The organism is Aeromicrobium duanguangcaii, assembly GCF_024508295.1.
In the GTDB taxonomy this organism is placed as follows: Bacteria; Actinomycetota; Actinomycetes; order Propionibacteriales; family Nocardioidaceae; genus Aeromicrobium; species Aeromicrobium duanguangcaii.
The window spans coordinates 1,710,934-1,736,381 of sequence record NZ_CP101990.1 but is presented as its reverse complement, the minus strand read 5'-3'; the positions used below and the strand labels follow the sequence as shown (position 1 = coordinate 1,736,381).

Below are 25,448 nucleotides of genomic sequence, written 5' to 3'. Positions count from 1 at the left end.
TCCCATCATCACCGCAGGCCCAATTGGTCCGCCAAGAGGGCGTACCCGACGAAGGCCACGACGTCCAAGATGGTGTGCGCGATCACCAGCGGCAGGACGCGACCGGTGCGGTGGAACCACCAGGCGAACACGACGCCCATCACGGCGTTGCCCAGGAACGGTCCGAAGCCCTGGTAGAGGTGGTAGCTGCCGCGCAGCACGGCGGAGGCGGCGATTGCCGCGGGCAGGCCCCAGCCGAACTGCTTCAGCCGGGTCATCAGGTAGCCGACGACGATGACCTCCTCCAGCACGGCGTTCTGGATCGCTGAGAGGACCAGCACCAGCACGGACCACCAGTAGAGCTTCTCGGGGCTCGTGACGATCTCGGCGGTGATCCCCAGCTCGCGGCCGGCGAAGTACAGCCCCAGCCCTGGGATGCCGATCACGGCGGCCAGGGCGGCGCCGGCGAGGGTGTCGCGCAGCGGCTGGCTGCCGTCGAGGCCGAGTCGCTTGAGCACCGGGGGAGCCTCGTCGAGGCTCAACAGGTAGAGCACCAGGGCCACCGGCACGAGGGCGAACCCGATCGACAGCAGCTGATAGGTCAGGTCCAGCCAGGGCACCGCGTCGCGCGACTGGTTCAGCGTCGCGGTGGAGTCTCGCAGCGGTCCCTGGCTGAGCTTGCGGATGAGACTGACGACGGCGTAGACCGCCGACTGGCCCAGGGAGAGGCCGAGGACGATCCAGACCTCGGCGCGCAGGCGCCGGGTCATGTCATCACAGCTCGTTCGTGGCGAACGTGTCGCAGCTGTTCAGGTTGCCGGACTCGTAGCCGGCCGTGAACCACCGCTGACGCGACTCGCTCGAGCCGTGGGTCCAGGAGTCCTGGTTGACGCGACCGCCACCGAGCTCGGCCTGGATGTGGTCGTCGCCGACGGCCGCTGCGGCCGACAGGGCCGAGTCGATGTCCCTGCGGGTCAGCGGCTTGATGAGGGTGTTGCCCTGGTCGTCCTGCGTGGAGGCCGCATGGTGGGCCCACACGCCGGCGAAGCAGTCGGCCATGAGCTCGACACGGACGCCGTTACTGCGGGGACCGGTCTTGCCGTCCTGCGCCTTGGCGAGGATGCCGAGGATGTTCTGGACGTGGTGGCCGTACTCGTGCGCGACCACGTACATCTGCGCGAGATTGCCGCCGTCGGCGCCGTACTGGCTGCTGAGCTGGTCGAAGAAGGAGGCGTCGATGTAGACCCGCTCGTCCGACGGGCAGTAGAACGGCCCGGTCTGGTTCGATGCGGTGCCACACGCCGACTGGGTGGAGCCGGAGTAGATGACGGTCGGGGCCTCGCGGTACTGGCGGTTGATGTCGGCCGGGAGGGCGTCGGTCCAGTAGTCCTGGGCGCTGTTGACCGTGCCGACGATCCGACAGACGTCGTTCTCGTTGGCGTCGGCGCCGGTCTTGCACTGGCTGACGTCGATCGCGGAGGAGTTGCTGCCGCCGGTCAGGACCTGGTTGACGTCGAAGGCCGACGACGAGCCGCCGCCGAGCGGGTTGCCACCGAGGAAGGCGAACAGCAGCACCAGCAGCAGGCCGCCGACCCCACCGCCGACCACCGCGCCGGACTTGCCACCGATGACCTGACTGGTGTCGAGGTTCGCGCCCTCGTTGAACGTCATGGCGCGATTCTAGGTGGCGGCCGTGCTCGCCACCGTGTCAGCGGGGCGTGGGACTCCTAGGGTTGCGCCATGACCGAAGTGATGAGCCCCGTGCTGCCCCTGTCGGGTGACGACGAGGCGCGACGTGCTGCTCTGCGCCGGATGCGCACCCTGGCCACCTCGCTGCTGGTGGTCGCCGCGATCGTGTTCGCCCTGACGCACGGCCACGGTGGCGCCTGGGGGTACGTCAACGCCACGGCGGAGGCGGCGATGGTGGGCGCGATCGCCGACTGGTTCGCCGTGACGGCGCTGTTCCGGCACCCGATGGGCGTACCGATCCCGCACACGGCGCTGATTCCGAAGAAGAAGGACCAGCTGGCCGCGAGCCTGCAGGACTTCGTGTCCGAGAACTTCCTGCGCGAGGACGTGATCCGCGACCGCATCGCCGCGGCCGGTCCGGCCGAGCGCGTCGGGGAGTGGATCGCGGTGCCCGGCCGGGTGCACCGGATCGTCGACGAGGGGGCGCGGGTCACCTCGGACCTGCTGGGCCGGGTCAAGGAGGAGGACGTCCAGGTGGTCATCACCGAGATGATCGTGCCGCGGATGATGCAGGAGCCGCTCAGCCCTGCGGTCGGCCAGCTGCTGTCCGAGATCCTCGACGAGGGCGCACACACCGGTCTGGTCGACCTGGGGCTGGACGAGATGCACGGCTGGCTCGCGGCCCACCCGGACCGCGTCACCGACCTGATCCTCCAGCGCGCTCCCGAATGGGCGCCGCGGTGGGCGAACACGATGGTCGCGGACCGGCTGTTCCGCGAGGTGCTGACGTGGGTCGAGGACATCCGGGACGACCCTCGGCACGACGCACGAGTCGCGCTGGACCACTGGCTGGTGGAGCTGGCCGACGACCTGCAGCACGACCCCGACACGATGGAGCGTGCCGAGCGGCTCAAGCAACGGCTGTTGACTCAACCCAAGGCGGCGACGACGGCCGTCCGGCTGTGGGACTCGTTCCGTCGCGGGCTGCTCGAGGCGCTCGGCGATCGCGACGGCGTCCTGCGGCGTCGGATCGTCGAGGAGATCGAGGGCCTGGGGGAGCGGTTGAGGTCCGACCCGGTGCTCGCGGCGAAGGTCGACGGCTGGGCCGGCGACGCTGCGGCCTACGTCGTCGAGCACTACGGCGGCGAGATCGCGACGGTGATCTCCGCGACGGTCGAACGATGGGACGGCAAGGAGACCGCCGACCGCATCGAGCTGCACGTCGGCCGGGACCTGCAGTTCATCCGCATCAACGGCACCGTGGTGGGCGGCCTCGCCGGCCTGGTCATCCACGCGATCTCTCGGCTCTGGTGAATCGACGCCGCGGCTGAATCCACATCTGTGGACAACTTCTGTGGACAGCGTGTGGACGCAAGCGTCCGCGCCGTGTGGAGAACTTGTGGACGCAAGAAATTTCCTGCAATGGTGCGATGAAACTCTTGTGCTCGGCGTCACGGTGGGCGTAGACAGGTCTTACGCACTTCTCCCCAGAAGAGCGAGAAGGAAGCCCGATTCGCCTCACGCAGACGGCCCACGCCCGACGCAGACGCCTGGTGGTGCAGACGTCGAGGGGAGCCTCCCGGGCGACTGGATCCGAGAGAAGTCATCACATCCTCTCGGTCGGACGGCCCCGGGTAACTCATACTTACCCGGGGCCTTCTGCATGACCTCTGAAGGCGTTTGCTAGAGTTCAGTGCTGCACGACAAACACACCCGTCCGGGTGGCGGAATTGGTAGACGCGCTAGCTTGAGGTGCTAGTGCCCGGTTACGGGCATGGGGGTTCAAGTCCCCCCTCGGACACACATGAAAACCCCTCCAATCGGAGGGGTTTTCGCTTCTTCCATGAGCGGATCATGGGCCAAATGTGCACCCTCAGGTGGCACGCGCCTCGCGTGGACCGGCGGGGGACCACAGGGGGACCGGATCGCTGGGTATGAGGGTTGAAGGTTTCACTCGCGCCGAGTTGACGATCGCGATCTCTGGCGCTCACGACAGAAGGTCACCGTCGATCGAGGTCTCTTCTTCCCAGTGAGTCGACGTGCGATGAAGGCCCGCGCCAGCTATCACGGCGCCGCGTCCTCCCGCGCCCCTGGACGGTGTGATGCAGGATCCTGCGATCGCTTTCGTACACAGCCTGAAACGGATGTGGTTAGAGTGACCTGCGACACGCCAGGGTTTCAAGGGGGCAGGCTGTGGACGAGCGACTAGTCAATTGGTCGGGTATGCGACGCGTGTTGCGATGGTCGCTGGCGCCGATCGTGTTGGCCACTTCGTTCGGTTTCCCGGTGGTGACGGCTGGACCTGCGGTGGCGCGACCTTCGGCGCCTGCACCGGTCGATCCCGCGCCTGCTGTGCGGACCGTGACGACACCGGGCCCGACGACGGTCTCCGGGAACATCACCGAAGACACCGTGTGGGGACCTCAAGGGTCGCCCTACATTCTGCAGAGCTCAGTCCAGGTCCGAGACGAAATCTCGTTGACCATCCTTCCCGGCACGGTCGTGAAGGCCGGTGCGAACACCGAGATCGGGGTCGACGGCCAACTGCTGGTTGTGGGCGAGCCCGGAAACCGGGTGACGTTCACCTCGCTGAAGGACGACTCAATAGGCGGAGACACGAACGGTGATGGAGGAGCTTCCACACCGTCGGCGGGAGATTGGTTGGGGATCAGGATCCAACCGTCCTCGGATGACGCCACGATTCCGATGAGTGTCATCGACTACGCGAACGTCCGATATGGCGGCGCGGGGAACATCTCGGCCTCGGGTTGCACGGGGCGCGGCGGACTGTCGGCCGCGTACGGCGCCAGGGTCGTGCTCTCGAACTCGAAGGTCACGGATTCGCAGGTCAACGCGGTCAATGTCAGCACCATGCGGGACCGCCAATATGTTGGGTTGTTCAACAACGAGTTCTCTGGCGGCGAGTGCGGTGTCTCGATCGTTTCCGCAACCGCGGATGTCGTGGGCAACCGGATCGCCGACAACTTCAGCAACGTGGGTGTAGGGATCTTGGGATCGCAGGACGTGCGGTTCTGGTTCAACGAGATTGAGGACGACTTCTATGCGAACGCTTCTCCGGCGCCGACGCGTTCGGAGGTCGATTTCCGGTACAACACGCTGACCGGGACTCGGGCGGTGTTCGGTTCCGGCAGTCAGCAGCTCATGGACTACTCCTTGAACTGGTGGGGCCGCGATCTCACGGCCGAGCCGCTACCGACCGATTGCGTGACGCTGTCGGAGGCGAACAGTCATTCCCCGCCCTTGACGACGATCTACGACCTCACCTGCCCTGCCGAACGGCGATACCGGCCGACAGGCTACGGAGCCGAAGCCATGCCGGTTCTGACGGAGCATCCCGGTGAGATGCCGCTCGCACTGGCCGAGGGCCAAGTGCCGATGTTCGGTCCAGTCGACACATTCAACGGCACGGTCAAGTACTCCGCGACCGATATGGTCGTCCAAGACGCGGGCCGGCAGATCGAGGTCTCGCGCACGTTCAACTCCGGCCAAACTGGTGGCGATCTCGGTGCGGCATGGCGATCCTCATACTCGGAGGAGACATCCAGCGTCCTGGGCCCGATGACGCTGACGATGGCTGACGGCGCGTCGATCCCGTTCCCCGCCAAAACGGACGCCGGACAGATGGCGACGCGCGGCGTGAGCGCGACCGGAACGTCCCTCAACGGAATCTCGACGGTCACCACTCCGGATCGCGCCACGATGACGTTCGACGGCTCGGGACAGATGACGCAGATGGCGCTCGGCGACCCCGGACATCAACTCGACATCGACCACTCCGGCGGCAAGGTCGCCAAGATCACCGGCACCTCCGGCCGGTTCGTCGAGTACGACCGCGTCGGCGGCAAGTTGCAGGAAGTCACGGACAGTCAGGGCCGCGCGGTCGCGTATGGCTACGACGCAGCGGGCCGCCTCAGTGAAGCGACCGGTGTGGACGGGAAGACCACCCATTACGAGTACACCGGTCCACGGTTGCAGAAGGTGACCACGCCCACTGGCGTGGTCGAGCTCGAGGTCGGCTATGACCTCCAGGACCGGGTCGCGTGGGTCAAGGAGCAGGGTTCCGGTCGGGCCGACATCGACTACGACTCCGACACCACCCGGACCATCACGTTAGCGTCGGGTGCCACGATCCGACACAAAGTCGACGATGCAGGACGTCTGGTATCCGAGCGCACCGGCAACCGGTCGATCAGACACGTCGTCTACGACGGCGAAGGCCGAGTCGTATCCGACATCAGCGGCATCCCGACCGAGCCCACCATCGGCTACGGACCCGTATCGATAGCGACGCTCTTCGACAGCCGCGGCAACCCCAACATCGAAGTCGACGGCATGGGCCGCAGCACCACCACCCGCTACAACGCCAAGCACCAGCCAACCCGGGTTCGCGACTCCTACGGCAACCTGACGACGTACGAGTACGACGCGAACGACCGCCTGGTGGGCCTGGTCGACACGCGTGGCGAGTGGGAGTTCGAGAACAACGGTCGAGGACAACGGACCAAGACCATCGACCCGGCCGGCCGTGAGGTGACCGCCACCTACAACACCGCTGGTGACTTAACCGCCGAGACGAACGAATTCGGTGGCACGACCCAGTACGGCGTAGACGCGCGTGGACAGGTGACATCGACGACCGATCCGATGGGTCGAGAGACGACGTTCTCCTACACCGCCTGGGGTCAGTTGGCGCAGTACGAGCTGCCCCGCGGCGGCACCTACGCGGCGACGTTCGACGACGACCGGCGCGTCACCGCACTGACCGACCCGCGGAACAACACGACCGAGTACGCCTACGACACCGCCGGCCGATTGAGCACCGTCACAGATGCGGCCGACGGGCAGACGACACTGACCTACGACACCGCCGGACGCGTGGCGACCATGACCGATCCGCGCGGCCAGACCACCACCTACACCTACACGAACAGCGGCCGCACCCGGACCGCCACCGACTCGTTGGGCTTGGTCGAATCCGCCACGGTGAACCTGGCCGGCAACATGACCGAGACGATCGACGCGCGAGGCAATCCGACCACGTTCGCCTACAACGCCGACGGCCAGGTCACCAACCAGACCGCGCCCGGTGGCGCGATCAGCACCTTCGACTACGACCTCGCCGGCAACCGCACCAGCCAGACCAACCCCGCCGGCGGCACCACCACCGCGACCTACGACGCGCTAGGAAGAGTCGCGACCAAGCAGCACCCCGACAACAGCCAAGAGTCATTCGCCTACGACCCGATCGGCAACCTCACCACCCACACCGACAGGCGCGGCAACGAGTCGACCTATGCGTTCGACGACGCCAACCGCGTCACGGCCGCGACCGACCCGCTCGACGGCGTCACCAACTACAGCTACGACGACGCCGGCCAGCAGATCAGCGTCACCGACCCGTCCGGAGTGGCCACCGAGTACGCGTACGACCCGATGGGACGACCCGCCGTGGTCACCGACGCGTCCGAGGTCAGCACCGTCTACACCTACGACACCGAGGGCCGCACCACCAAGGTCACCGACCCCAGCGGTGTAGCCGTCACCAGCACCTACAACAAGCGCGGCGAGCTCACCCGACTCGACAACGCGGGCGCTACCAGCGGGCAGACGTTCACCTACGACAACGCCGGCAACCGCCTTACCCAGACCCGCAGCGCCCAGACCTACACCTGGACCTACGACGCACGCGGCCGTGTCGCCACCTCCACCGACGCCCGCAACAACACCACCAACTACGGGTACGACCTCGCGGGCAACCGCACCAGCGCCGACTACCCCGACGGCACCGCCGCCACCTGGGCCTACGACGACGCAAGCCGCCTCGTCACCGCCACCAACGGCGCGGGGGACACCAGCAGCTACGACCACGACTCCGCCGGCAACGTCACCTCGATCGAACTGCCCGGCGGCGGCGAGTACACCTTCGACTTCGACAACCAAGGCCGCATGACCAGCCAGATCGACCCCGCGAACCTCGAGACCGAATACACCTGGAACCCGTCAGGCCAACTCACCTCGACGACCAAGCCATCCGGCATCACACTCACCTCGGCCTATGACGCACTCGGACGCGAGACCGAACGCACCGCCGGAACCTCGACCCGCGAGTTCAACTACGACCCGGCCGGACGGATGACCGAGGCCAGCGACAGTAGCCGCACCCTCACCTTCGGGTACGACGCACGTGGACTCCTCGACGAGTACACCGACGCCACCGGCACCACGAGTTACACCCGCAACGGCGCCGGCCGACTCACCGGGGTCACAGCGGCCACCGGAGCCACCACCACGTTCGACTACAACGCGCAAGGCCTGCTGTCGCGCATGCGCGGCACCGTCAACACAGACTTCGGCTACAACACCTACGGCCAAATGACGTCTCGCAGCAACGTGGCTCCCACTCAGAACGCCGCCATGACCTACGGCTACGACCTCGACGGCAACATGACCAGCGTCGGATTCGCCGGGCGCTTGGCCTCCACCGCCAGCTACGACCAGATGAGCCGCGCCACCACCGTCACCAAGTCCCTCACCTCAGTGACGAACCCGCTCGAAGGCACCAACACGTACTCCTACGACGACGCCGGCCGCCTCGACGAGTGGACTCTCAACGACGGCACCACCACCACAAGCACCGCCTACGCGTGGGACGCGGACTCCAACCGGATCAGCGAGACGAGCGGCACCGACCCGCCCGTCAGCTCGACCTACGATGACGCCGGCCGCCGCGTCGCCGACTCTGACGGCACCACCTACGACTACGACGACGACGGCAACCTCGTTGCGATCGACCGCCCAACCGGCGACGATCTGACCCTGACCTACAACGCCTTCGGCGAAGTGTCCGGTGCCACCTCCGGCACCAGCAGCATCGACTACGAGCTCGACCCACTCGGGCGCACCGCAGCCCGCGACGACGGCACCACTAACACCAGCTACAGCTACGACGCCCTCAGCGGCGAACTCGCCTCAGTCACCAACGGAACCTCCGTCACCGAACTCATCCGCGACGCCACCGGCCGACCGGTGACCGCCAAGACCGGCAGCACCCTGAACCACCTCGGGCTCGATCTGCACGGCGACGTCGCCGCCTCCACCACGAACGCGTCGGCCAACCTCGCATCCACGGCGATCTACGACCCGTTCGGAACCCCAACCACCACAGGCACACCCGCCACGACGTTGGGCTACCAAGCCGACCACACCGACCCGGCCACCGGCCTGGTCGACATGGGCGCCCGCCAGTACCTTCCCGGCACCGCCGCGTTCACCAGCCCCGACACCGTCATCGGCGACCTGACCTCCTCGGTCACCTTGAACCGCTACACCTACGCCTGGGCCGACCCGATCAACATGTTCGACCCCGACGGACACTTCCCGTCCTGGTTGAAGAGCGCCGGGATGGGCATCTTCGACTTCCTGCGCGGCGCCTTCAAGAGAGCCTTCGACGCCGCCGCCGCCATCGTGAACACTGCTGTCAGTCAAGGTCGGGCCCTATTCGCCAAGGCGCGCGTCGCCTCTGCCAAGGCCACCAAAGCAGCCAAAGCCGAGATCGCCAAGGTGTCCCGACAAGTCGCCGCAGCCGCCTCGCGGATCGACACCGTCGCCGGCGACGCCGCGCGAGTGGCCTCATCCTTCAGTGGCTCAATCGCAGCGAGTGCCCGAAATCTCGACACCCGCAACCTTCACACATCGCTCGCGACCTTCGGGCTTATCCCCGGCATCGGAGAGATCGCTGACGGTGCCGACGCTGTCCTATACCTCATCGAAGGCGATACGGGGAACGCTCTATTCTCGGCTGCAGCGATGATCCCGGGAGTGGGGCAAGCCGCGGGAGTCGCGAGGCTGTCGCGCTTCGAACGCGGTGTCTCTGGCGGCGTCGGGAGCGACGCAGCAGCCCTATTTAGGCGGTCCGGTAGTGAACGCGGTTCGGGGAGTTGGGGCGGGTCCGGGAAGAGTTCCCCCGTGCCTTCGGAAGACGACTGGCCAATCATCAGCGGTATCGTTCGGGATGCCATACGCGGCAAGGGAAACCACGGCCTTGGGTCGGGAACACTGTCTCAAGCGACGCGAGCCGGTGAGACGTGGGTAGGGGACGGGTACCGAGTCGCTAGCGACGGGAAAACTCTTGTTAGCCGGGACGGGTTGCGAGCATTCCGGCCACCGACGTGGAAGCCACGAGAAGACAAGTTCCAAGCAAATTTTGAGTACTGGATGGGGAATCGCATGGGCAAGCCATTCGGGAACGGCCACCTTGACGTTCCGGAGCTCTTGGAATGAGAGCTGCTGTCCGGACCCTTATGAGTCTCGAAGTTGACGACCTCGCTGGCTGGGTCCCGGAAGACGATAGTTGGGCTCTTGGGGTCCGCATCATCGCTGGGCCGGACGACGGTCCAGGAGAAGAGTCATTCGACTTGGTTGTGTGCAATCTGGGTTGGCTAGTTGAACAACTGCAAATCTCCGAGGTCATCGATGGTCGTCACCTCTTGATCGTCGACAGTTACGTCTGGCCGTCCTTGCGCGCGCACATTGAGCGGCGTGTCCAGGAATGTGAAGGTTCGTCTTGGGAAGAAGTCGCTGGTCAGCTCGGTCGCTTTGCCTTCTGGGAGTTTGAGGACTACCAACATTAACCTCCTCCGTGCGGACCTCGAAATTACGTACCGTGGCGGGGCGAAGTGGACGATTTCTTGCTTGCGGAGAGCAGCTGTGCTGGGCCTGCATGCCGAGCTCCAGTGACTTCGTGCGCGGCCTGCTTACGTCGAATCTCGGGGCTCAACGATTCCAGAGGGAGATTCCATGAACTTCGAACGTGTAGACAGTGTCTGGTGGCTTCCCGAGGCACCAGACAACAAATTCGAGGAGAAGGCGAACTGGGAATGGGGAAACTCCGGCGAGTGGCTTTGAGGAGAGTCGGGCTTTCGGTGGTGCTTACAGTTGCCGTGATGTTGACGGCTGGGTGCAGCGCACGGCTATCTGGCGCCGTTGCCGTGGGTAGGACAGATTCCGGTTTGGTCTTGGGCGTCGTCCCCTGCTTGTTCGACCTCGAGGGTGCCAGGCTTCTGGTGGACCAGAACGCAGACTACGAGGACTCAGAAGAGATCTCACGGCTCACGTTCGATGAGCCGATCAGCAGTCCTCGTGAGTTGGAGGTGTCCAACTACCGTGCGAACTGGGAAGGGAACTGGGACGTGACGTTCGACAGTGGCCCCCTGTACCTCATGCGTGGACTCGGGGAGGAAGGCGTGACTGTGATGACCTACTTCACCGCGGCGGACCTCGACTCCCTTGAGCCCGGCGAGTGGCTGTACCCGAAGGACTATGACGTCGATGACCAGCGCAACCGGACGGCCAAGTCGCTCAAGGAGGTCGAAGAGGCGATGTGCTGAGCTCGCATGGTCGCTGTGGAGGAAGCGGGGCTGCTGCACGATTCCGTGTCACCTGAAGTGTGGTGCAAAGTAGGTCCACGAAGGATGTCGACCTTGGTCGATTGGTTCGCCGTCCGCGTCTAGCGGGGCGCACTGGACGTCGCGGCGGCTCACCGGCCTATTCGGCCCGGCAGGGAGCGATGGGGCGACGACTACGCTGGGCAGCACTAGCTAAAGATCGGTGCACCCCCAGGGGGCACACTCCATAGGTAACGGGACGCAACGGTAGGTAACCGCGGACTGGAATTGCGGGGAAAAGCGGATTCTGCCTGGAATGCCAAGGAGTCACGCTTGGGTTCAAGTCCCCCCTCGGACACTGCAAGACCCTCTCACTCTCGCCGGTGAGGGGGTTTTGTGTTTCGTGGCATGGCGCACCACGTGCGCGCGCCGGCGCGACGGATTGCAGCAGCGAGCGAGGACTCCATGGCTGGTTCGTCGCCCGCGGCGCCCCCTGAGGCCGGTCTGTCCTGGTCGTGCGAATCGCACCTCGGACGGGCTTGCACAGCGCATTCAATCCGACCCTTGGGGTCACCCTCCTGCGCGTGGTCCCGCCAGACTCGCCGGATCGCGGGCGGCCCGCATCGGGGTTTTCCCGGGCGGAGGCCCCGGCGGGACCGCTGCCTACCGGACGTGCGCCGGTGGCGGCCTGTCGTTCGGGATGCGAAGTCGAAGGCGGCGCGTAGCGTCGCGCACATGACTGATCTGACACCGGAGAAGCTCGAGTTGATCCAGACCGTCGTCAACCACGTGGGCGCCTACCAGGACGGTGCGCCGGCCGGCACGATCGGCGAGGAGTTGCGAAGGGGCCTCGGGAAGGTCGAGCTGACTCTCGATGACGCGCACATCGACGCGTTGGCGCGAGCGATGGACGACGCGGATGGCACCATCGACGTCGCCGCCGTCCTGCGTTGACCCGTAGCGGGCAGACGCGCCCCACAGATCGGCTTCCTGACGAGGGTTGACGGTTCCACGCCCTGGTGTCACGTTGAAACGAGGCACTAGGAGACGATCATGCGCAAGCTCCTCGCACTGACTTTCGCAGCCCTGCTGATCGCGTCGTTCGCCACGACCACCACGGCGAACGCGGCGTCGAGGCAGGCGCCGAGACCCGGAGCTCCCGGCATCGGCGACCCGTACTACCCGACTGACGGGAACGGGGGATACGACGTCAAGAACTACGACCTCGCGATCGCGTACGACCCGCCCACGGATCGCCTCCGAGGGCGCGCGACGATCACGGCCCGCGCCACGCAGGCCCTGTCGGCGTTCAACCTGGATCTCAACGGGCTGACGGTCAGCGACGTCCGGGTGAACGGCCGCCCGGCCCGCTGGCGTCACGTCGGCGACGAGCTGACGATCACCCCGCGCCGTGCCATCGCCCAGCGCGCTCGCTTCCAGGTGGTGGTGCGCTACGCCGGGGTTCCGCCGGTGCTCGACGAGCCGGCCCTGGGCCAGTCGGGCGTGTTCCCGACCGACGACGGCGCGCTCATCGTCGGTCAGCCGCACGTCGCCGACACGTGGTTCCCCGTCAACGACCACCCGCTCGACAAGGCCGGCTACCGGTTCACGGTGACGGTCCCGCGCGGCCTGGAGGTGGTGGCCAACGGCCGCCTGGCCGGGGTCCAGCGACACCGCGGCAAGGACACGTGGACGTGGGTCGCCCGCGACCCCATGGCGTCCTACCTCGCCACGGCGACGATCGGCCAGTTCAACCTCGATCATCGCCGCGTCGACGGCATCGAGTACTGGGATGCGATCGATCCCTCGCTCTACGTCCAGCCCGAGCCGCGCACCGGGACTCGCTATGCGATCAGCGGCGGCGCGAACTCCGCCTACCAGCGCCTGACCCGGGTGATCGACGTCCCGGCCGGCGGGGGCGAGCTGTCGTTCCACGTGGCGCGCAACACCGAGCCGGACTGGGACCACTTCTTCGTCGAGGCCAGGCCGGTCGGCAGCGATGCGTGGACGACCCTGCCCGACGCCAACGGCCACACCGCCCGGGAGGTGGGTTACGGCTGTCCGGACTGGCTGACCCTGCATCCGTTCCTCACCCACTACGAGAGCGACGACGGTGCCGGCGGGTGCACGCCCGAGGGCACCACCGGCGCCTGGCACTCGGCCAGCGGGGCCAGCGACGGCTACGAGAGCTGGCGGCTGGACCTGTCGGCGTACGCGGGCCGGTCGGTCGAGATCTCACTCTCGGTGGTCAGCGACCCGTCGGTGCCGTACAACGGGGTCTACGTCGACGACGTGGTGGCGCCCCGGGGCGACGGGTCGACCTCCTTCGAGGACGATGCCGACCCGCTGGACGGCTGGACGCCGACGGCGGCGCCCGCCGGCAGCCCGGGCAACACGAGCCCGTGGCGCACTGCAAGCGAGTCCGCCGGTCCGTCGACCGGGGACAACGCGGAGGCCGCACTGGCCCGCGAGCCCGAGATCCTCGACTTCCTCTCGGGCTTCCTCGGCCGGTACCCGTTCCGGGAGTCCGGCGGCATCGTCGACAACGACCCGGGCATCGGCTTCGCCCTCGAGAACCAGACCAGGCCGGTCTACGCGCAGGGCTGGTTCACCGCGCCCGGGGACAACACCTCGGTGGTCGTCCACGAGCTCGCCCACCAGTGGACCGGTGACGACCTGGCCCTCGAGGCCTGGCAGCACATCTGGCTCAACGAGGGATTCGCCAGCTACATGGAGTGGCTCTGGGCGGAGGACGGCGGCGATGCCACGGCCCAGGAGATCTTCGAGTCCTACGCCGCGATCCCCGCCGACTCGTCCTTCTGGACCACGGTGATCGGCGATCCGGGACCGACGAACATCTTCGCCGGAGCGGTCTACGACCGCGGGGCCATGACCCTGCACGCGCTGCGCCTGCGGATCGGTGACGATGACTTCTTCCGGCTCCTGAAGCGCTGGACGGCGAGCCAAGCCGGGGGCAACGTCCGCACGGAGGAGTTCACCAGGTTGGCCGAGCGAGTCTCGGGCGAGGACCTGGACGAGTTCTTCACGCAGTGGCTGTTCACGCCGGAGAAGCCGGAGAGTCTCCCCGACGCGGCGGCGCTGCGCAAGGGCTCGGCGATCGACCTGCAGAAGCGGTTCCACCGGCACGTCGAGTGACGCGCTGAGCGGATTCCGGTTGGCACCGCCGGATCCATGGCCGCATCGCGGTGCCTGAGGATCCCGCGCTGGGGGTCGCCAACCGGTAGCGTCCGGGGCCTGGATGCAGCAAGGTCGCAGTCCGGGTTCCGAAGCGAGGGGTGGAGGTCGTTCGATGACCGAGAAGTCGGCACCGCGTCAGCGACGCAAGAAGGCGATCGTCGACGTGTTCCAGCGGTATGTGGCGAACCCGGTCGTGCGGCGGATCGCCGGCCGAGTCCCGGGAGCAGCCGTCCTGCTCGAGACCACGGGTCGCACGTCCGGACAGCCCCGCCGCAATCCGGTGGGCGGGCGACGGGTGGGCGACTCGTTCTGGTTGGTCTCCGAGCACGGTCGGCGTTCGCAGTACGTCAAGAATCTGATGGCCGAGCCGAGGGTTCGGCTGCTGATGCGGGGACGGTGGCACACCGGCATTGCGCACGTCCTGCCGGACGACGATCCTCAGGCACGACTGCGCGCCCTTCCCCGCGGGAACAGCGCAGCCGTTCGCGCCCTGGGGACGAGTCTGCTGACGATCCGCGTGGACCTCGACGGCGACGGGGCCATGGGCGGGTCACGAGACGGCTGATCGTGCCGTGGACCGCTGGGGTGCCGGCGGACGCTGCGATGGTGTCAGCCAGATGACGAGGACTCCGGTCCCGAGATGGAGAACCTGAGGATGTGGAAGCCGGGGATGGCGGCGACCTCGCCGACGATCCAGACGACCATGATCACTCCCGAGGTCACGCTGGCAAGCTCCCCCGCGCTCAGACGCTGCGGGCCGCCGGCGGTAGATGGCCAGTAGGCACAGGGCGAGGAGGACATCCTCTCGCCACTGTGCCGGAGGCGGTGGGAGCAGGGCGGCACCGCGAACCTGCGGTGCCGCCGCACTCCTTGTCGCGAATGGTGCTGCTGGGGCGGGTCAGTCGCCCGTCTTGGTGACTCCGAACATGAGCACGCGGCGGTCGATGTCGTAGAACACCTTGCTCGTGTTCGTCAGGATGTCCTGCAGGTTGTCGGCGTCCTCGGCGCTGACCGTGAGCACCTCTTCCCACGCACCCTGGTCGAGCACGAGCTGCAGCGTCCAGGTGCCGGACCCGCCGCCTTCGCCCGCGGTCCAGCTGAACTGGTAGTGCGTGAGCTGCCGCACGCGCAGGCTGTCGTCCGTCATGCGGACTCCGCCGTTGTCCTGGGTCTTCCTCGTTGAAGCCATGACCACTCCTCTGCATTGCGCCGCGGCGCCCCCGCGCCGAAGCTGGGCCTGAGAGGTACCCACCGGCGGGCCCTTCAGTCGGTGTTCCCCGGCATCCGTGCGTGAGTGGCGAGACGAGGACGAGGGAATGCGGGGGACGACACTGTCGGCGTCCTGCGGGCTTGGTGCACCTCGGTCGGGGTAAACTCTGAGTGTCAGGACGTCGTCTCCACGCGCTCGCAGCAGAACTGCGCTGGAATGGGGACGGAAGAGAACACCAGTGAGTGTCGGCCGACCGCGGATCGCGTCGGGTCCTCATCTGGTCACCAGGTCCGCGGCTGCCCCAGTGGGCGGCCATGTGGTGCGTTGGCCGCGAAGCCATCGAGCCAGGGCCGTGCATGGTCCGAGTGCGCTGCCGTCTCGGCACGGAGAGCGCACCAGTCAGAGGAGACGAGTTTGGCCAGACGAGGCCGCAGCCATGGAAGCTCCACCGGGGCTCGCCCGCGGAACCAGCGTGGCGGACGTGCCACGGACAACGAGGGCATCATCCCCGTGCTCGCGCGCGCCGTTCGCGACGTCGAGGCGGGCGTTCAGCGAGGCCGGGCCACGCCCACGGTCCGCACCAAGTTCCAGACCGTCGCGCTGCTGGCGCGCGAGGAGCGCACGCGGGTCAAGACCGCGGCCATGAGCGAGTCCCAGCGGGTCGAGCAGCTCAAGCGGCTCGACGGCATCGGCACGATCCTGGCGAAGACCGCCACCCGCGACACCTCGTTGCTCTCGCTGCTCGCCGAGGATGCCGAGATCTCCGATGCCTCCAAGGCCCTCAAGCGCGACATGCTGATCGCCGCCGGGCTCGAGACCCCGGTCGAGCCCGAGGCCACGGTCGACGAGGAGTCCGCTCCCGCGGCTCCCTCCCGCCAGGTCGTTCCGCAGTCGGTCATCTCGCGGCGACTGGCGGACCCCTTCCTCGCTCCGCAGTTCGAGACGGCCGGGGCCCGCAAGCCCCAGGTCCGGCGGCTGGGCGGCTGGGAGCTGATCGGACCGCTGCTCTCGTCGTTCGAGCGTGCCTCCAGCAGCTCTCCCGCCTGCATGGACCTGCCCGAGCCGATCTCGGTGCCGCTTCCCGAGGGCATGGAGCTGATGCGCCACCAGGCACAGCTCGTCGCCGCCGCGGCCGAAGGACACCGGACCTTCCTGCTGGCCGATGAGCCCGGACTGGGCAAGACGGCCCAGGCGCTCCTGGCGGCCCAGGCCGCCGAGGCCTACCCGCTGCTCGTCGTGGTGCCGAACGTCGTCAAGTCCAACTGGGCGCGCGAGGCGAACATGTGGACCCCGAAGCACAAGGCCACCGTGATCCAGGGCGACGGCGACACGATCGACGGCTTCGCCGACATCGTCATCGTCAACTACGAGGTGCTCGACCGGCACGTCGGCTGGCTCGGCGACCTCGGATTCCGGGGGATGGTCCTCGACGAGGCGCACTTCATCAAGAACAAGTCGTCGCAGCGCTCCCAGCACGTCCTGCAGCTGTCCGAGCGCATCCGCTCGCGCACCTCCCGTCCGCTGCTCATGGCGCTCACCGGCACCCCCCTGATCAACGAGATCGAGGACTTCCGGGCGATCTGGCAGTACCTGGGTTGGATCGACGAGAAGAAGCCTCGCGCCGCGCTGATGGAGGCGCTCGAGGAGACCGGGCTGACCCCGATCGACCCGGGGTTCTTCTCGGCCGCCCGCGCGCGGGTCATCGACATGGGCATCGTGCGTCGTCGCAAGGTCGACGTGGCGGCCGACATCCCGGCCCGTCGCATCGCCGACCTGCGGGTCGAGCTCGATGACGAGGCGGGCCGTTCGATCCACGCGGCCGAGCGTGAGCTCGAGCGCCGGCTGGTGGCCCGGTACGAGGCAGCCCTCGAGACCCGGGCGCCCGGTGTCGCGGTCGATGGGATCGATCACGACCTCGTGCGCCGGATCGCCGCATGGGAGCGCGAGGAGTCCGCGAAGACGGAGGAGAACGTCTTCGCCATGATGCGGCGCATCGGTCAGGCGAAGGCGAGCCTCGCGGCCGACTACACCGCCCAGCTGGCGCACAGCGTCGGCAAGGTCGTCTTCTTCGCCAAGCACGTCGACGTCATGGACGTCGCCGAGCAGACGTTCGAGAAGCGGGGCATCCGGTACTCGTCGATCCGTGGCAACCAGACGCCGTCGGCGCGCCAGAAGAACATCGACGCCTTCGTCAACGATCCCGACGTGTCCGTCGTGGTCTGCTCGCTGTCGGCGGCCGGCGTGGGCGTCAACCTGCAGGTCGCCTCCGACATGGTCCTGGCCGAGCTGTCCTGGACGGACGCGGAGCAGACCCAGGCGATCGACCGGGTCCACCGCATCGGCCAGGAGGAGCCGGTGACCGCGTGGCGGATCATCGCCTCGCGCACGATCGAGAACCGGATCGTCGAGCTCATCGACAGCAAGGCCGGCCTCGCTGCTCGTGCTCTCGACGGGTCCGACGAGGAGATCGTCGAGTCCGCGGACGTCCAGCTCGAGACGCTCGTCTCGATGCTGACCGACGCGTTGGCTGCGAGGTCCTGACCCTGGCGGGTCGGCCCTCACGCGGTCATTCGGTCGTCCGCCTCGGCGGTGGCATCGCGGCGGAACAGCTCGCCGATGAGCAGGACCGATCCGCCGAGAGCGAGCTGGCCGAGGTCGAACCCGCGGCCGTCGGCCGGTGACAGCCGCGGTCCGGGTCCGAAGGCCTCGTACGAGTACCGGAGCTGGGTGGCGATGAACAGTCCCGGCGGCGCGGCCTTGGTCAGGCGGCGTCGGGTGTAGGCGGCCAGGGCCTCCAGATCCCGGCGTGACCCCTCCTCCGCATAGAGCACGCCCAGGGCCGGCGACGACTTGCCCGAGCCGGAGACACCGGCGATCGCAACGAGCCGCCCGAGAGGCACCGCGACGTCGACGTTCTGGAGGTTGTGCACGCGGGCGCCGCGCAGCGTGATGGTGTCCGGTTGTTCGCTCCTGGGGCGTTCCCTCCCGGGGCCTCGATCGACCTCAGCGTACGAATCGCAGAGGGGCCTAGCAGATGGCCCGGGATCCCATCGAGGAAATCATGTGGTGTGGATCACTTCAAGATTGACGTAACCAGACCGGTGACTTAAGTTGAGTTCACGTTCAGTATGAAGAAGATCACACTTGGGAGACCCGGATGACTCAGTGGTTGTCAAAGCGCACGGTCAGGACCGCGGCAGCGGTCGCCAGCGTCGGCATGCTCGCGACGGTCGCCGCGTGCGGGGGCTCGAGCGACTCCGATGACGGCACGATCGTCATCGGCTACTCGGCCGGCCTCAGTGGCGGCGCCGCCGAATACGGCGTGAACGTCCAGAACGGCCTGAAGATGGCCATCGACGAACTCAACGAGGAAGGCGTCGAGATCGACGGCAAGAAGTACACCGTCAAGCTCGAGTCCCTCGACGACCAGTACCAGCCCGGCACGACCGGAACCAACGTCCAGCGGCTCGTCGAGAAGGAGGGCGCCTCGGTCGTCTTCGTCCCGCACGCCGGTGGCATCAAGGCGGCGCAGGAGCTGAACTCCGGCCGCACCGAGTTCCTCGTCGGCGCGTACTCCTCGGACCCGGCCATCCTCGACAGCGGCAACGAGCTCACGGTCATGATCCCGCCGAGCTTCGACAGCTACGTCCAGCCGTTCATCGACAAGGTCAAGACCAAGGACAACGCCAAGCTCGGTCTGATGGCCACCGCCAGTGAGTTCGGCCAGGAGTGGACCAAGACCACGATCGAGAAGTGGGAGGAGTCCGGCGGCGAGGTCCTGGCCAAGAACAACATCGACTACGGCACCGTCTCCGACTTCGCCGGCCCGGTCGCCAAGACGCTGGCGGGCAAGCCCGACGTGATCCTCGTCGGTGGCCCCTCGCAGCCCACCGCGCTGCTGATCGAGGAGGCCCGCAAGCAGGGCTTCAAGGGCGCCTTCCTGATCATCGACCAGGCGAAGTTCGAGGAGCTCGAGGAGTTCACCGATCCGAAGAACCTCAACAACTCGGTCGGCATCATGCCCCTGCCGCTGTTCGACGGCACCGAGAAGTTCATCGCGGACTACAAGGCGAAGTACTCCTCCGAGAAGCCGGTCAACGCCGACATCGCGCTGAACTACCAAGCGCTGCCCATCTTCATCGAGGCCATGAAGATCGCCAAGTCGACCGACGATCCGAAGGCCATCCGCGAGGCGATGGGTGAGGCCGTGAAGTCGGTCAACGGCGTCTTCTTCGTGCCCGACCGGATCAGCGAGAAGGGTCACCTGCAGGCCGAGGGCCTCCAGGCCGCCTACCGCAACGCCGACGGCGAGTACGAGCCCTTCGAGATCGAGCAGCCCGAGGAGTGAGCCGTGGGCCCCGCCCGCCCACGGGCGGCGGGGCCCCGCCACGCCTGCTTCGTCCGTTCCCCATCAGAAGGTGACTGATGACCCTCTTCATCCAACAGCTGGCCAACGGCCTGGCCCTGGGCGGGATCTACTGTCTCGCCGCCATCGGACTGACGCTCGTGTTCGGCGTCCTGGGCTTCCCCAACCTGGCGCACGGCGCGCTCTACATGCTCGGCGCCTACCTCACGTACTTCTTCCTCACGGACGCCGGCATGCCGTACGTCGTCGCGATCCTGGCGGCCGCAGTCGTCCTGGCCTTCCTGGGTGTCGTGCTGGAACGGCTCGTCTTCCATCCGCTACGAAATTCGCCACACACCCACCACATGATCGCGACGGTCGGTGTGATGTTCTTCCTCGTCGCGCTCGTCCAGGAGATCTGGGGCACCGGCTTCCTGCGCATGCAGTCGCCGGTCGGCGGACAGCTGAGCGTCCTGGGCGCCCAGGTCTCGTGGCAGCGCATCATCATCATCGTCACGGCCGTCGTCGTGCTGCTGCTCCTGACCTGGTTCCTCAAGCGCTCGCCGCACGGGCAGGCCATCGAGGCGATCGAGCAGGACCGCACGGGCGCCGCGCTGGTGGGCATCAACCCGAGCATGGTCTCGATGGTGACCTTCGCGGTCTCGCTGGCGCTGGTCGCCATCGCGGCCGGACTGGTCGCCCCGATCAACCTGCTCTCGCCCGGCATGGGCGACTCCCTCGGCCTGACCGTGTTCGCGATCATCATCCTCGGCGGGCTGGGCTCACTGCCCGGTGCGATCGTCGGCGGGTTCTCGATCGCGATCGCGGAAGTCATGGCCTCGACCTACATCTCCGTCGCGGCGGGGGAGGCGGCGATCTTCGTCATCCTCATCGCCGTCCTGGCGATCAAGCCCACGGGCATCTTCGGAACGGTGGCACAGCGATGATCGACCGACTCAACCCCCGCCTGCTCGGCGTCGCGCTCGTCGCGATCGCCATGCTCCTCGCGCCGGTCGTCTTCAGCGAGCAGCAGTACCTGCTGCGCGTCGTGACGACGGCCGCCATCTACGCCATCGCGGCGTACGGATTGAACATCATCCTGGGCCTCACGGGGCAGCTGTCCCTGGCCCACGGCGCCTTCTTCGGCGTCGGGGCCTACACGGTCGGCCTGCTGACGACGGACCGCGACTGGCCCTTCTGGTCGGCCTTCCTCGTCGCGATCGCCGCCACCACGGTGCTGGGATACGTCTCAGGCCTCATCGCGCTGCGGACGCAGGGCGCCTACTTCGCGATCTTCACGATGGCGCTGGGCTTCCTCATCTTCATCGTCATCGTGCGGTGGGAGTCCCTGACGCACGCACACTCCGGCGTCAGCGGGGTGAAGTTCCCCGAGAACATCGGGCCGATCGACTTCACCGAGCCGGCGGTCATGTACTACTTCGTGCTGATCTTCCTGGCCGCCGCCGCGTACACGACGCACGCGCTGCTGAACTCCAACGCCGGCCGGTCGCTCGTGGCCATCCGCACGTCGGAGGACCTGGCGAAGTCGATCGGCGTGAACGTCGCCGTCAGCAAGCAGCTGGCGTTCACCGCGTCGGCGACCATCGCCGGTCTGGCCGGTGGCCTGTTCGCCTCGCTGAACGGCTTCATCGGCCCGGACTCGGCCGGCATCGACCGCACGTTCGAGATGCTGCTGTTCCTGCTCATCGGCGGTCTGGGCACGGTGATGGGCCCGCTGCTGGGCAGCCTCCTGGTCGCGTTCCTGTTCGAGATGCTGCAGGACCTCGAGACCTACCGCTTCATCGTGCTGGGACCGATCATCGTGCTGCTCGTCATCTTCGCCCCGCGCGGGATGATCGGGTACCTCAACGATCTGGTCCCCGCGCGCTTCAAGCGCCGCGCCACCACGATGCCGGGCGACCCGGCCACCGTGCCGGTCGCTTCCCCCACGAAGAGCGAGGTGCACTGATGCTGTTGCAGGTACGCGGTCTCGGAAAGACGTTCGGCGGTCTGGACGCCGTCAAGGACGTGGACGTCGATGTTCCCGAAGGTCAGATCACGGCGATCATCGGTCCCAACGGCGCCGGCAAGTCGACGCTGTTCAACCTCCTCGCGGGCTTCTACGCACCCACGTCCGGAACGGTGACGTTCGAGGGCAAGGACATCACCGGCATGAAGCCGCACCGCACGGTGCGCGAGGGCATCGCGCGGACGTTTCAGACGACGCAGCTGTTCGAGAACTCCACGGTGCTCGACAACGTGCTGGCCGGATGTGTCGTCCGGTCCACGTCCAATGCGCTCGACGCGGTCTTCCACACGCCGCGGCACCGGCGCGACGAGCGGGCCAGCCGCGCCAAGGCGATGGAGGAGTTGGAGTTCGTCGGAGCGGCGCACCTCGCCGACCAGGTGGCATCGAACCTGCCGCAGGAGGCGCAGAAGCGCGTGTCCATGGCACTCGCCCTGGCCACGGAGCCGCGGCTGCTGCTGCTGGACGAGCCGGCGGCCGGCACCAACGACGAGGAGACCGCGGCCTTCGGCGACCTCATCCGCCAGATGGTGGCGCGCGGGATCACGGTCTGTCTCGTCGAGCACAAGATGTCGATGGTCATGAACCTGGCCGACCAGATCGTCGTGCTCGACCACGGCCAGCGCATCGCCGCCGGCACGCCGGAGCAGATCAAGAGCGATCCGCTCGTCATCGAGGCCTATCTCGGCGCCAACAACGACCAGGCAGGAGCGCAATCGTGATCAAGATCAGCGGAGTGAGCGCGAGCTACGAGGCCGTCGATGTCCTCCACGGCATCGACATCGTCGCCAACGACGGCGAGCTGACGGTGATCCTCGGCGCCAACGGCTCCGGCAAGTCGACCCTGTTCAAGGCCATGAGCGGTGTGCTCCGGCCGAACAGCGGGCAGATCGAGTTCAACGGCGAGGACATCACGCGCAGCAGCCCCGCGGCGATCGTGAAGAAGGGTCTGGCCCATTGCCCCGAGGGACGTCACCTGTTCCCGCGGATGTCGGTCGAGAAGAACCTCATGCTGGGCGCCTACGTGCGCCGAGGTGACAAGGCCCGGGTCAAGACGCTGCTGGAACGCTCGTACGACCTGTTCCCGATCCTGCGCGAGAAGCGCAAGCAGGCGGCCGGCTCGTTGTCGGGCGGCCAGCAGCAGATGGCGGCGATCGGCCGCTCGCTGATGTCGGACCCGTCGATGCTGATCCTCGACGAGCCGTCGATGGGTCTGGCGCCGCTGATCACCCAGCAGGTCTTCGAGACCATCGTGGAGATCAACAACGAGGGCATCGGCGTCCTGCTGGCGGAGCAGAACGCCAACTCGGCACTGCAGATCGCCACCTCGGGCTACGTGCTGGCCGAAGGTCGGGTCGTGCTCTCGGGCACGGCGAAGGAGCTGCAGAGCGACACGCGGGTGCAGCGGGCCTACCTCGGCGTCTGACCCGGTCGGACGAGCAGGCATCAGCACTCGAAGAGACACCGAGGGCGAGCCACCGTGATGGTGGCTCGCCCTCGGCGTTGGATGCGTCAGATCAGAGACGACGGACCTTGTACTTGCTGGTCCACAGCTTCTCCTTCTTGACCGACTTGCCCGGACGAGGGGCGTGCCAGACCTTGCCGTCACCGGCGTAGATGGCGATGTGGTAGTAACCCGAGCCGCTGTAGAAGCCGATCAGGTCACCCTTCTTCTTGCTGCCCTTGGAGACCGACTTGCCCTTCTTCATCTGGGCGCCGGCCACGCGGGGGAGCTTCTTCTTGATGGACTTCTTCACCACGTACTGGACGTAGCCGGAGCAGTCGAAGCCGCGGGGGCTGGTGCCGCCCCACACGTACGGCGTGCCCTTGTACTTCGAGGCCTGACGGACGATCTTCTTGCCGCGCGCAGCGGCGGCGCGCTTCTTCTTCAGAATGCGCTTCTTCTTGGCGATGGCCGCGCGCTTCTTCTTCAGAATGCGCTTCTTCTTGGCGACGGCCGCGCGCTTCTTCTTCTCGGCAGCCTTCTTCTTCGCGATGGCCGCACGCTTCTTCGCGTCAGCGGCCTTCTTCTTTGCCGCCAGCTGCGCCGCGGTCGGCGCGGGAGCGGGGGCGGGGGTGGAACTCGTGGTGCTGGTCGTGCTGGTCGTGGTGGGCGTCGTGCTGCCCGAGGCGGTGGCGACAGTCGCAGGAGCGACGACGCCGAGGACGGAAGCGGCCATGGTGGCAGCAAGGATTCGTGCGACGTGTCGCATGTGATTCTCCTTCAACGCCTACGGAGAGAGACCTGTCGGGCTGGCAGTGAAGGTGTGCCCCACGCTCGGTGGTTAGCCCCAAGTCGCGCTGATCGCGACGGAATGCTGGTTTCCCCGCCTCGCCGATTGTGTTCGTCTTGACTAGTCCCGTGAACCTCGGCGAGTTCAACGTGTTCACGGCCCGGCCCGTTGGGGCCACAGCGAATCTACGTCGGAAAGTCAGGCAATCACGAACCAAGCACTGATGGCCGCGGACGGGCGGAACACGGTTTCGCCCTGCGCTTGCAGTTAATACGGATTAACCGGACAGTATTCTCCGGGTGACCTTTCTCACGCGTTTCGCACCGTCGTGGCGCCGGAAAAACCCTGTGTTCATGGGCTACATGGCCCGTTCCAACCGGCCGCGCCGGCCGCCCACCGTGTCGTCCAACGCAGGGCCGAGCTCGGGCCACGCGAACGCGAAACCGGCGGACTCGAGGCGCTCTGGCAGGACCCAACGGCTCTTGAGCAGCAGCTCCGACTCGTTGCGCAGCACCCACAGGGCGGGTTCGAGCATCCACCGGGTGGCAGGTAGGCCGATGGGCATCCGCACGGCGCGGCGCAGCTCGGCCATCAGGGTGCGGTTGTCGGCGGGGTGCGGCGCCGAGAGGTTCACCGGACCGTCGAGCTCGGGGTGGTCGTCGATGAACTGCATCGAGGAGAGGACGTCGTCGATGTGGATCCAGGAGAACTTCTGGCGGCCGTGGGAATGGTGGATCGGCACAGGTCCGCCGGACGGGTTCTCGCCGATGCCCCGGTAGCGACGGTGCTGGAACCAGCGGCCGTCGTACTGCGGACCGCCGAGGCCGAGGCGGGCCACGCGGGCGAGCAGATCGGAGGCGGGTCCGCCGAGCACGATGGCCATGCGCAGCGCCACGCGTCGGGTGCCGGGAAGGTCGCCGGCGAAGAGCTCGTCCTCCCAGGCGCGTGCCACGTCCACCGAGAATCCGGAGCCCAGCTCGCCCTCGGACTCGGTCTGCGGACCATCCAGGGCGTAGCGGTAGATCGTCGCCGTGCTGGCGTTCATCCAGAGCCGGGGCGGTTGCGCCGCCGTGGTGATCGCGTCACGGAGCTGGCGGGTCGTGTCGATGCGGGAACGCAGGATCTCGTCGCGGTTCGCGTCGGTGTACCGGCGCCCGACGCTCTTGCCCGCGAGGTTGACGACCAGGTCGGCCCCGTCGACCACACGACGCAGTGAGGCGGGGTCGGACCACGTGGCGTCCGGTCCGGTGCGACCGACGCGCACGACGTCATACCCGCGGGAGCGGAGGTCCTCGACCAGGCGGTGCCCGATGAATCCGTTCCAACCCGCGATGACGGCCCGGGCGCGTTCGCTCATGCCCGG

The 25,448-nt window shown here is 67.1% G+C and carries 19 protein-coding genes and 1 tRNA gene; 14 read left to right on the top strand and 6 right to left on the bottom strand.

The genetic code is table 11. The features are described 5' to 3' along the window. Positions 1–8: 8 nt before the first annotated feature. The gene (locus tag NP095_RS08620; protein ID WP_249378201.1) at positions 9–749 is read right to left on the bottom strand and encodes a CPBP family intramembrane glutamic endopeptidase; all 741 of its coding nucleotides are present in this window, start codon (positions 747–749) and stop codon (positions 9–11) included. Between the two features lie 4 nt (positions 750–753). Beyond that, entirely contained in the window at positions 754–1,650 is an 897-nt protein-coding gene (ypfJ, locus tag NP095_RS08615; RefSeq protein WP_256765922.1) for a KPN_02809 family neutral zinc metallopeptidase, read from the bottom strand. A 69-nt stretch (positions 1,651–1,719) separates the two neighbouring features. Here ypfJ and NP095_RS08610 point away from each other — a divergent pair, with 69 nt between their 5' ends. The 8 genes from NP095_RS08610 to NP095_RS08580 all read left to right on the top strand — a co-directional run bounded on the left by NP095_RS08610 (position 1,720) and on the right by NP095_RS08580 (position 14,835). After that, positions 1,720–2,982 carry a DUF445 domain-containing protein gene (locus tag NP095_RS08610; RefSeq protein ID WP_256765921.1) on the top strand — a complete coding sequence of 421 codons (1,263 nt, stop codon included), beginning with the start codon at positions 1,720–1,722 and terminating at the stop codon, positions 2,980–2,982. A 401-nt stretch (positions 2,983–3,383) separates the two neighbouring features. Continuing rightward, a tRNA-Leu gene (locus NP095_RS08605) sits at positions 3,384–3,469 on the top strand. 677 nt (positions 3,470–4,146) lie between these two features. Then, positions 4,147–9,969, top strand: coding sequence for an RHS repeat-associated core domain-containing protein (locus tag NP095_RS08600; protein WP_256765920.1), 5,823 nt, complete (start codon positions 4,147–4,149; stop codon positions 9,967–9,969). Continuing rightward, on the top strand, positions 9,966–10,319 hold the full coding sequence (locus NP095_RS15320; RefSeq protein ID WP_404801090.1) for an Imm8 family immunity protein: 354 nt from the start codon (positions 9,966–9,968) through the stop codon (positions 10,317–10,319). Before NP095_RS08600 ends, NP095_RS15320 begins: the two co-directional genes overlap by 4 nt. 384 nt (positions 10,320–10,703) lie before the next feature. After that, on the top strand, positions 10,704–11,075 hold the full coding sequence (locus NP095_RS08595) for a hypothetical protein (protein ID WP_256765919.1): 372 nt from the start codon (positions 10,704–10,706) through the stop codon (positions 11,073–11,075). A 732-nt stretch (positions 11,076–11,807) separates the two neighbouring features. Next, on the top strand, positions 11,808–12,026 hold the full coding sequence (locus NP095_RS08590) for a hypothetical protein (protein ID WP_249378198.1): 219 nt from the start codon (positions 11,808–11,810) through the stop codon (positions 12,024–12,026). A 99-nt stretch (positions 12,027–12,125) separates the two neighbouring features. Further along, a complete protein-coding gene (locus tag NP095_RS08585) occupies positions 12,126–14,228 on the top strand; it encodes a M1 family aminopeptidase (protein WP_256765918.1) in 2,103 nt (700 codons plus the stop codon). 154 nt (positions 14,229–14,382) lie between these two features. Next, a complete protein-coding gene (locus NP095_RS08580; protein ID WP_256765917.1) occupies positions 14,383–14,835 on the top strand; it encodes a nitroreductase/quinone reductase family protein in 453 nt (150 codons plus the stop codon). A gap of 333 nt (positions 14,836–15,168) precedes the next feature. On the opposite strand, the gene NP095_RS08575 is transcribed toward NP095_RS08580, so the two are convergent. Continuing rightward, the gene (locus NP095_RS08575; protein WP_249378195.1) at positions 15,169–15,459 is read right to left on the bottom strand and encodes a hypothetical protein; all 291 of its coding nucleotides are present in this window, start codon (positions 15,457–15,459) and stop codon (positions 15,169–15,171) included. A 531-nt stretch (positions 15,460–15,990) separates the two neighbouring features. On the opposite strand from NP095_RS08575, the gene NP095_RS08570 reads away from it, so the two are divergent. Beyond that, complete coding sequence (locus NP095_RS08570; RefSeq protein ID WP_306173251.1) at positions 15,991–18,021, top strand: DEAD/DEAH box helicase; 2,031 nt, start codon at positions 15,991–15,993, stop codon at positions 18,019–18,021. Positions 18,022–18,038: 17 nt separating this feature from the next. Here the strand turns inward: NP095_RS08570 and NP095_RS15260 are convergent, their stop codons facing one another. Further along, positions 18,039–18,410 carry a P-loop NTPase family protein gene (locus NP095_RS15260; protein ID WP_306173250.1) on the bottom strand — a complete coding sequence of 124 codons (372 nt, stop codon included), beginning with the start codon at positions 18,408–18,410 and terminating at the stop codon, positions 18,039–18,041. 227 nt (positions 18,411–18,637) lie between these two features. Between NP095_RS15260 and NP095_RS08560 the strand changes: the two genes are divergently transcribed. The 5 genes from NP095_RS08560 (at position 18,638) to NP095_RS08540 (ending at position 23,277) form a co-directional block, all read left to right on the top strand. Beyond that, positions 18,638–19,828, top strand: coding sequence for an ABC transporter substrate-binding protein (locus NP095_RS08560; RefSeq protein ID WP_249378192.1), 1,191 nt, complete (start codon positions 18,638–18,640; stop codon positions 19,826–19,828). 77 nt (positions 19,829–19,905) lie between these two features. Further along, on the top strand, positions 19,906–20,772 hold the full coding sequence (locus tag NP095_RS08555) for a branched-chain amino acid ABC transporter permease (RefSeq protein ID WP_249378191.1): 867 nt from the start codon (positions 19,906–19,908) through the stop codon (positions 20,770–20,772). Continuing rightward, on the top strand, positions 20,769–21,794 hold the full coding sequence (locus NP095_RS08550; RefSeq protein WP_249378190.1) for a branched-chain amino acid ABC transporter permease: 1,026 nt from the start codon (positions 20,769–20,771) through the stop codon (positions 21,792–21,794). The genes NP095_RS08555 and NP095_RS08550 overlap by 4 nt, the downstream gene beginning before the upstream one ends. Further along, positions 21,794–22,573 (top strand): ABC transporter ATP-binding protein, encoded by a 780-nt coding sequence (locus NP095_RS08545; protein ID WP_249378189.1) that lies wholly within the window; start codon positions 21,794–21,796, stop codon positions 22,571–22,573. The genes NP095_RS08550 and NP095_RS08545 overlap by 1 nt, the downstream gene beginning before the upstream one ends. After that, the gene (locus NP095_RS08540) at positions 22,570–23,277 is read left to right on the top strand and encodes an ABC transporter ATP-binding protein (RefSeq protein ID WP_249378188.1); all 708 of its coding nucleotides are present in this window, start codon (positions 22,570–22,572) and stop codon (positions 23,275–23,277) included. The genes NP095_RS08545 and NP095_RS08540 overlap by 4 nt, the downstream gene beginning before the upstream one ends. Positions 23,278–23,368: 91 nt before the next feature. Here NP095_RS08540 and NP095_RS08535 read toward each other — a convergent pair whose 3' ends face one another. Continuing rightward, positions 23,369–24,031 (bottom strand): C40 family peptidase, encoded by a 663-nt coding sequence (locus NP095_RS08535; RefSeq protein ID WP_256765915.1) that lies wholly within the window; start codon positions 24,029–24,031, stop codon positions 23,369–23,371. A 412-nt stretch (positions 24,032–24,443) separates the two neighbouring features. Further along, positions 24,444–25,442 (bottom strand): epimerase, encoded by a 999-nt coding sequence (locus tag NP095_RS08530; protein ID WP_256765914.1) that lies wholly within the window; start codon positions 25,440–25,442, stop codon positions 24,444–24,446. Positions 25,443–25,448 lie beyond the last annotated feature (6 nt).

What these genes read in the sequence shown, in the direction of transcription:
- NP095_RS08620 (WP_249378201.1), bottom strand. Translation starts at nt 749, where the DNA reads ATGACCCGGCGCCTGCGCGCCGAGGTCTGGATCGTCCTCGGCCTCTCC.
- ypfJ (WP_256765922.1), bottom strand. Translation starts at nt 1,650, where the DNA reads ATGACGTTCAACGAGGGCGCGAACCTCGACACCAGTCAGGTCATCGGT.
- NP095_RS08610 (WP_256765921.1), top strand. Translation starts at nt 1,720, where the DNA reads ATGACCGAAGTGATGAGCCCCGTGCTGCCCCTGTCGGGTGACGACGAG.
- NP095_RS15320 (WP_404801090.1), top strand. Translation starts at nt 9,966, where the DNA reads ATGAGAGCTGCTGTCCGGACCCTTATGAGTCTCGAAGTTGACGACCTC.
- NP095_RS08590 (WP_249378198.1), top strand. Translation starts at nt 11,808, where the DNA reads ATGACTGATCTGACACCGGAGAAGCTCGAGTTGATCCAGACCGTCGTC.
- NP095_RS08585 (WP_256765918.1), top strand. Translation starts at nt 12,126, where the DNA reads ATGCGCAAGCTCCTCGCACTGACTTTCGCAGCCCTGCTGATCGCGTCG.
- NP095_RS08580 (WP_256765917.1), top strand. Translation starts at nt 14,383, where the DNA reads ATGACCGAGAAGTCGGCACCGCGTCAGCGACGCAAGAAGGCGATCGTC.
- NP095_RS08575 (WP_249378195.1), bottom strand. Translation starts at nt 15,459, where the DNA reads ATGGCTTCAACGAGGAAGACCCAGGACAACGGCGGAGTCCGCATGACG.
- NP095_RS08560 (WP_249378192.1), top strand. Translation starts at nt 18,638, where the DNA reads ATGACTCAGTGGTTGTCAAAGCGCACGGTCAGGACCGCGGCAGCGGTC.
- NP095_RS08555 (WP_249378191.1), top strand. Translation starts at nt 19,906, where the DNA reads ATGACCCTCTTCATCCAACAGCTGGCCAACGGCCTGGCCCTGGGCGGG.
- NP095_RS08550 (WP_249378190.1), top strand. Translation starts at nt 20,769, where the DNA reads ATGATCGACCGACTCAACCCCCGCCTGCTCGGCGTCGCGCTCGTCGCG.
- NP095_RS08545 (WP_249378189.1), top strand. Translation starts at nt 21,794, where the DNA reads ATGCTGTTGCAGGTACGCGGTCTCGGAAAGACGTTCGGCGGTCTGGAC.
- NP095_RS08535 (WP_256765915.1), bottom strand. Translation starts at nt 24,031, where the DNA reads ATGGCCGCTTCCGTCCTCGGCGTCGTCGCTCCTGCGACTGTCGCCACC.
- NP095_RS08530 (WP_256765914.1), bottom strand. Translation starts at nt 25,442, where the DNA reads ATGAGCGAACGCGCCCGGGCCGTCATCGCGGGTTGGAACGGATTCATC.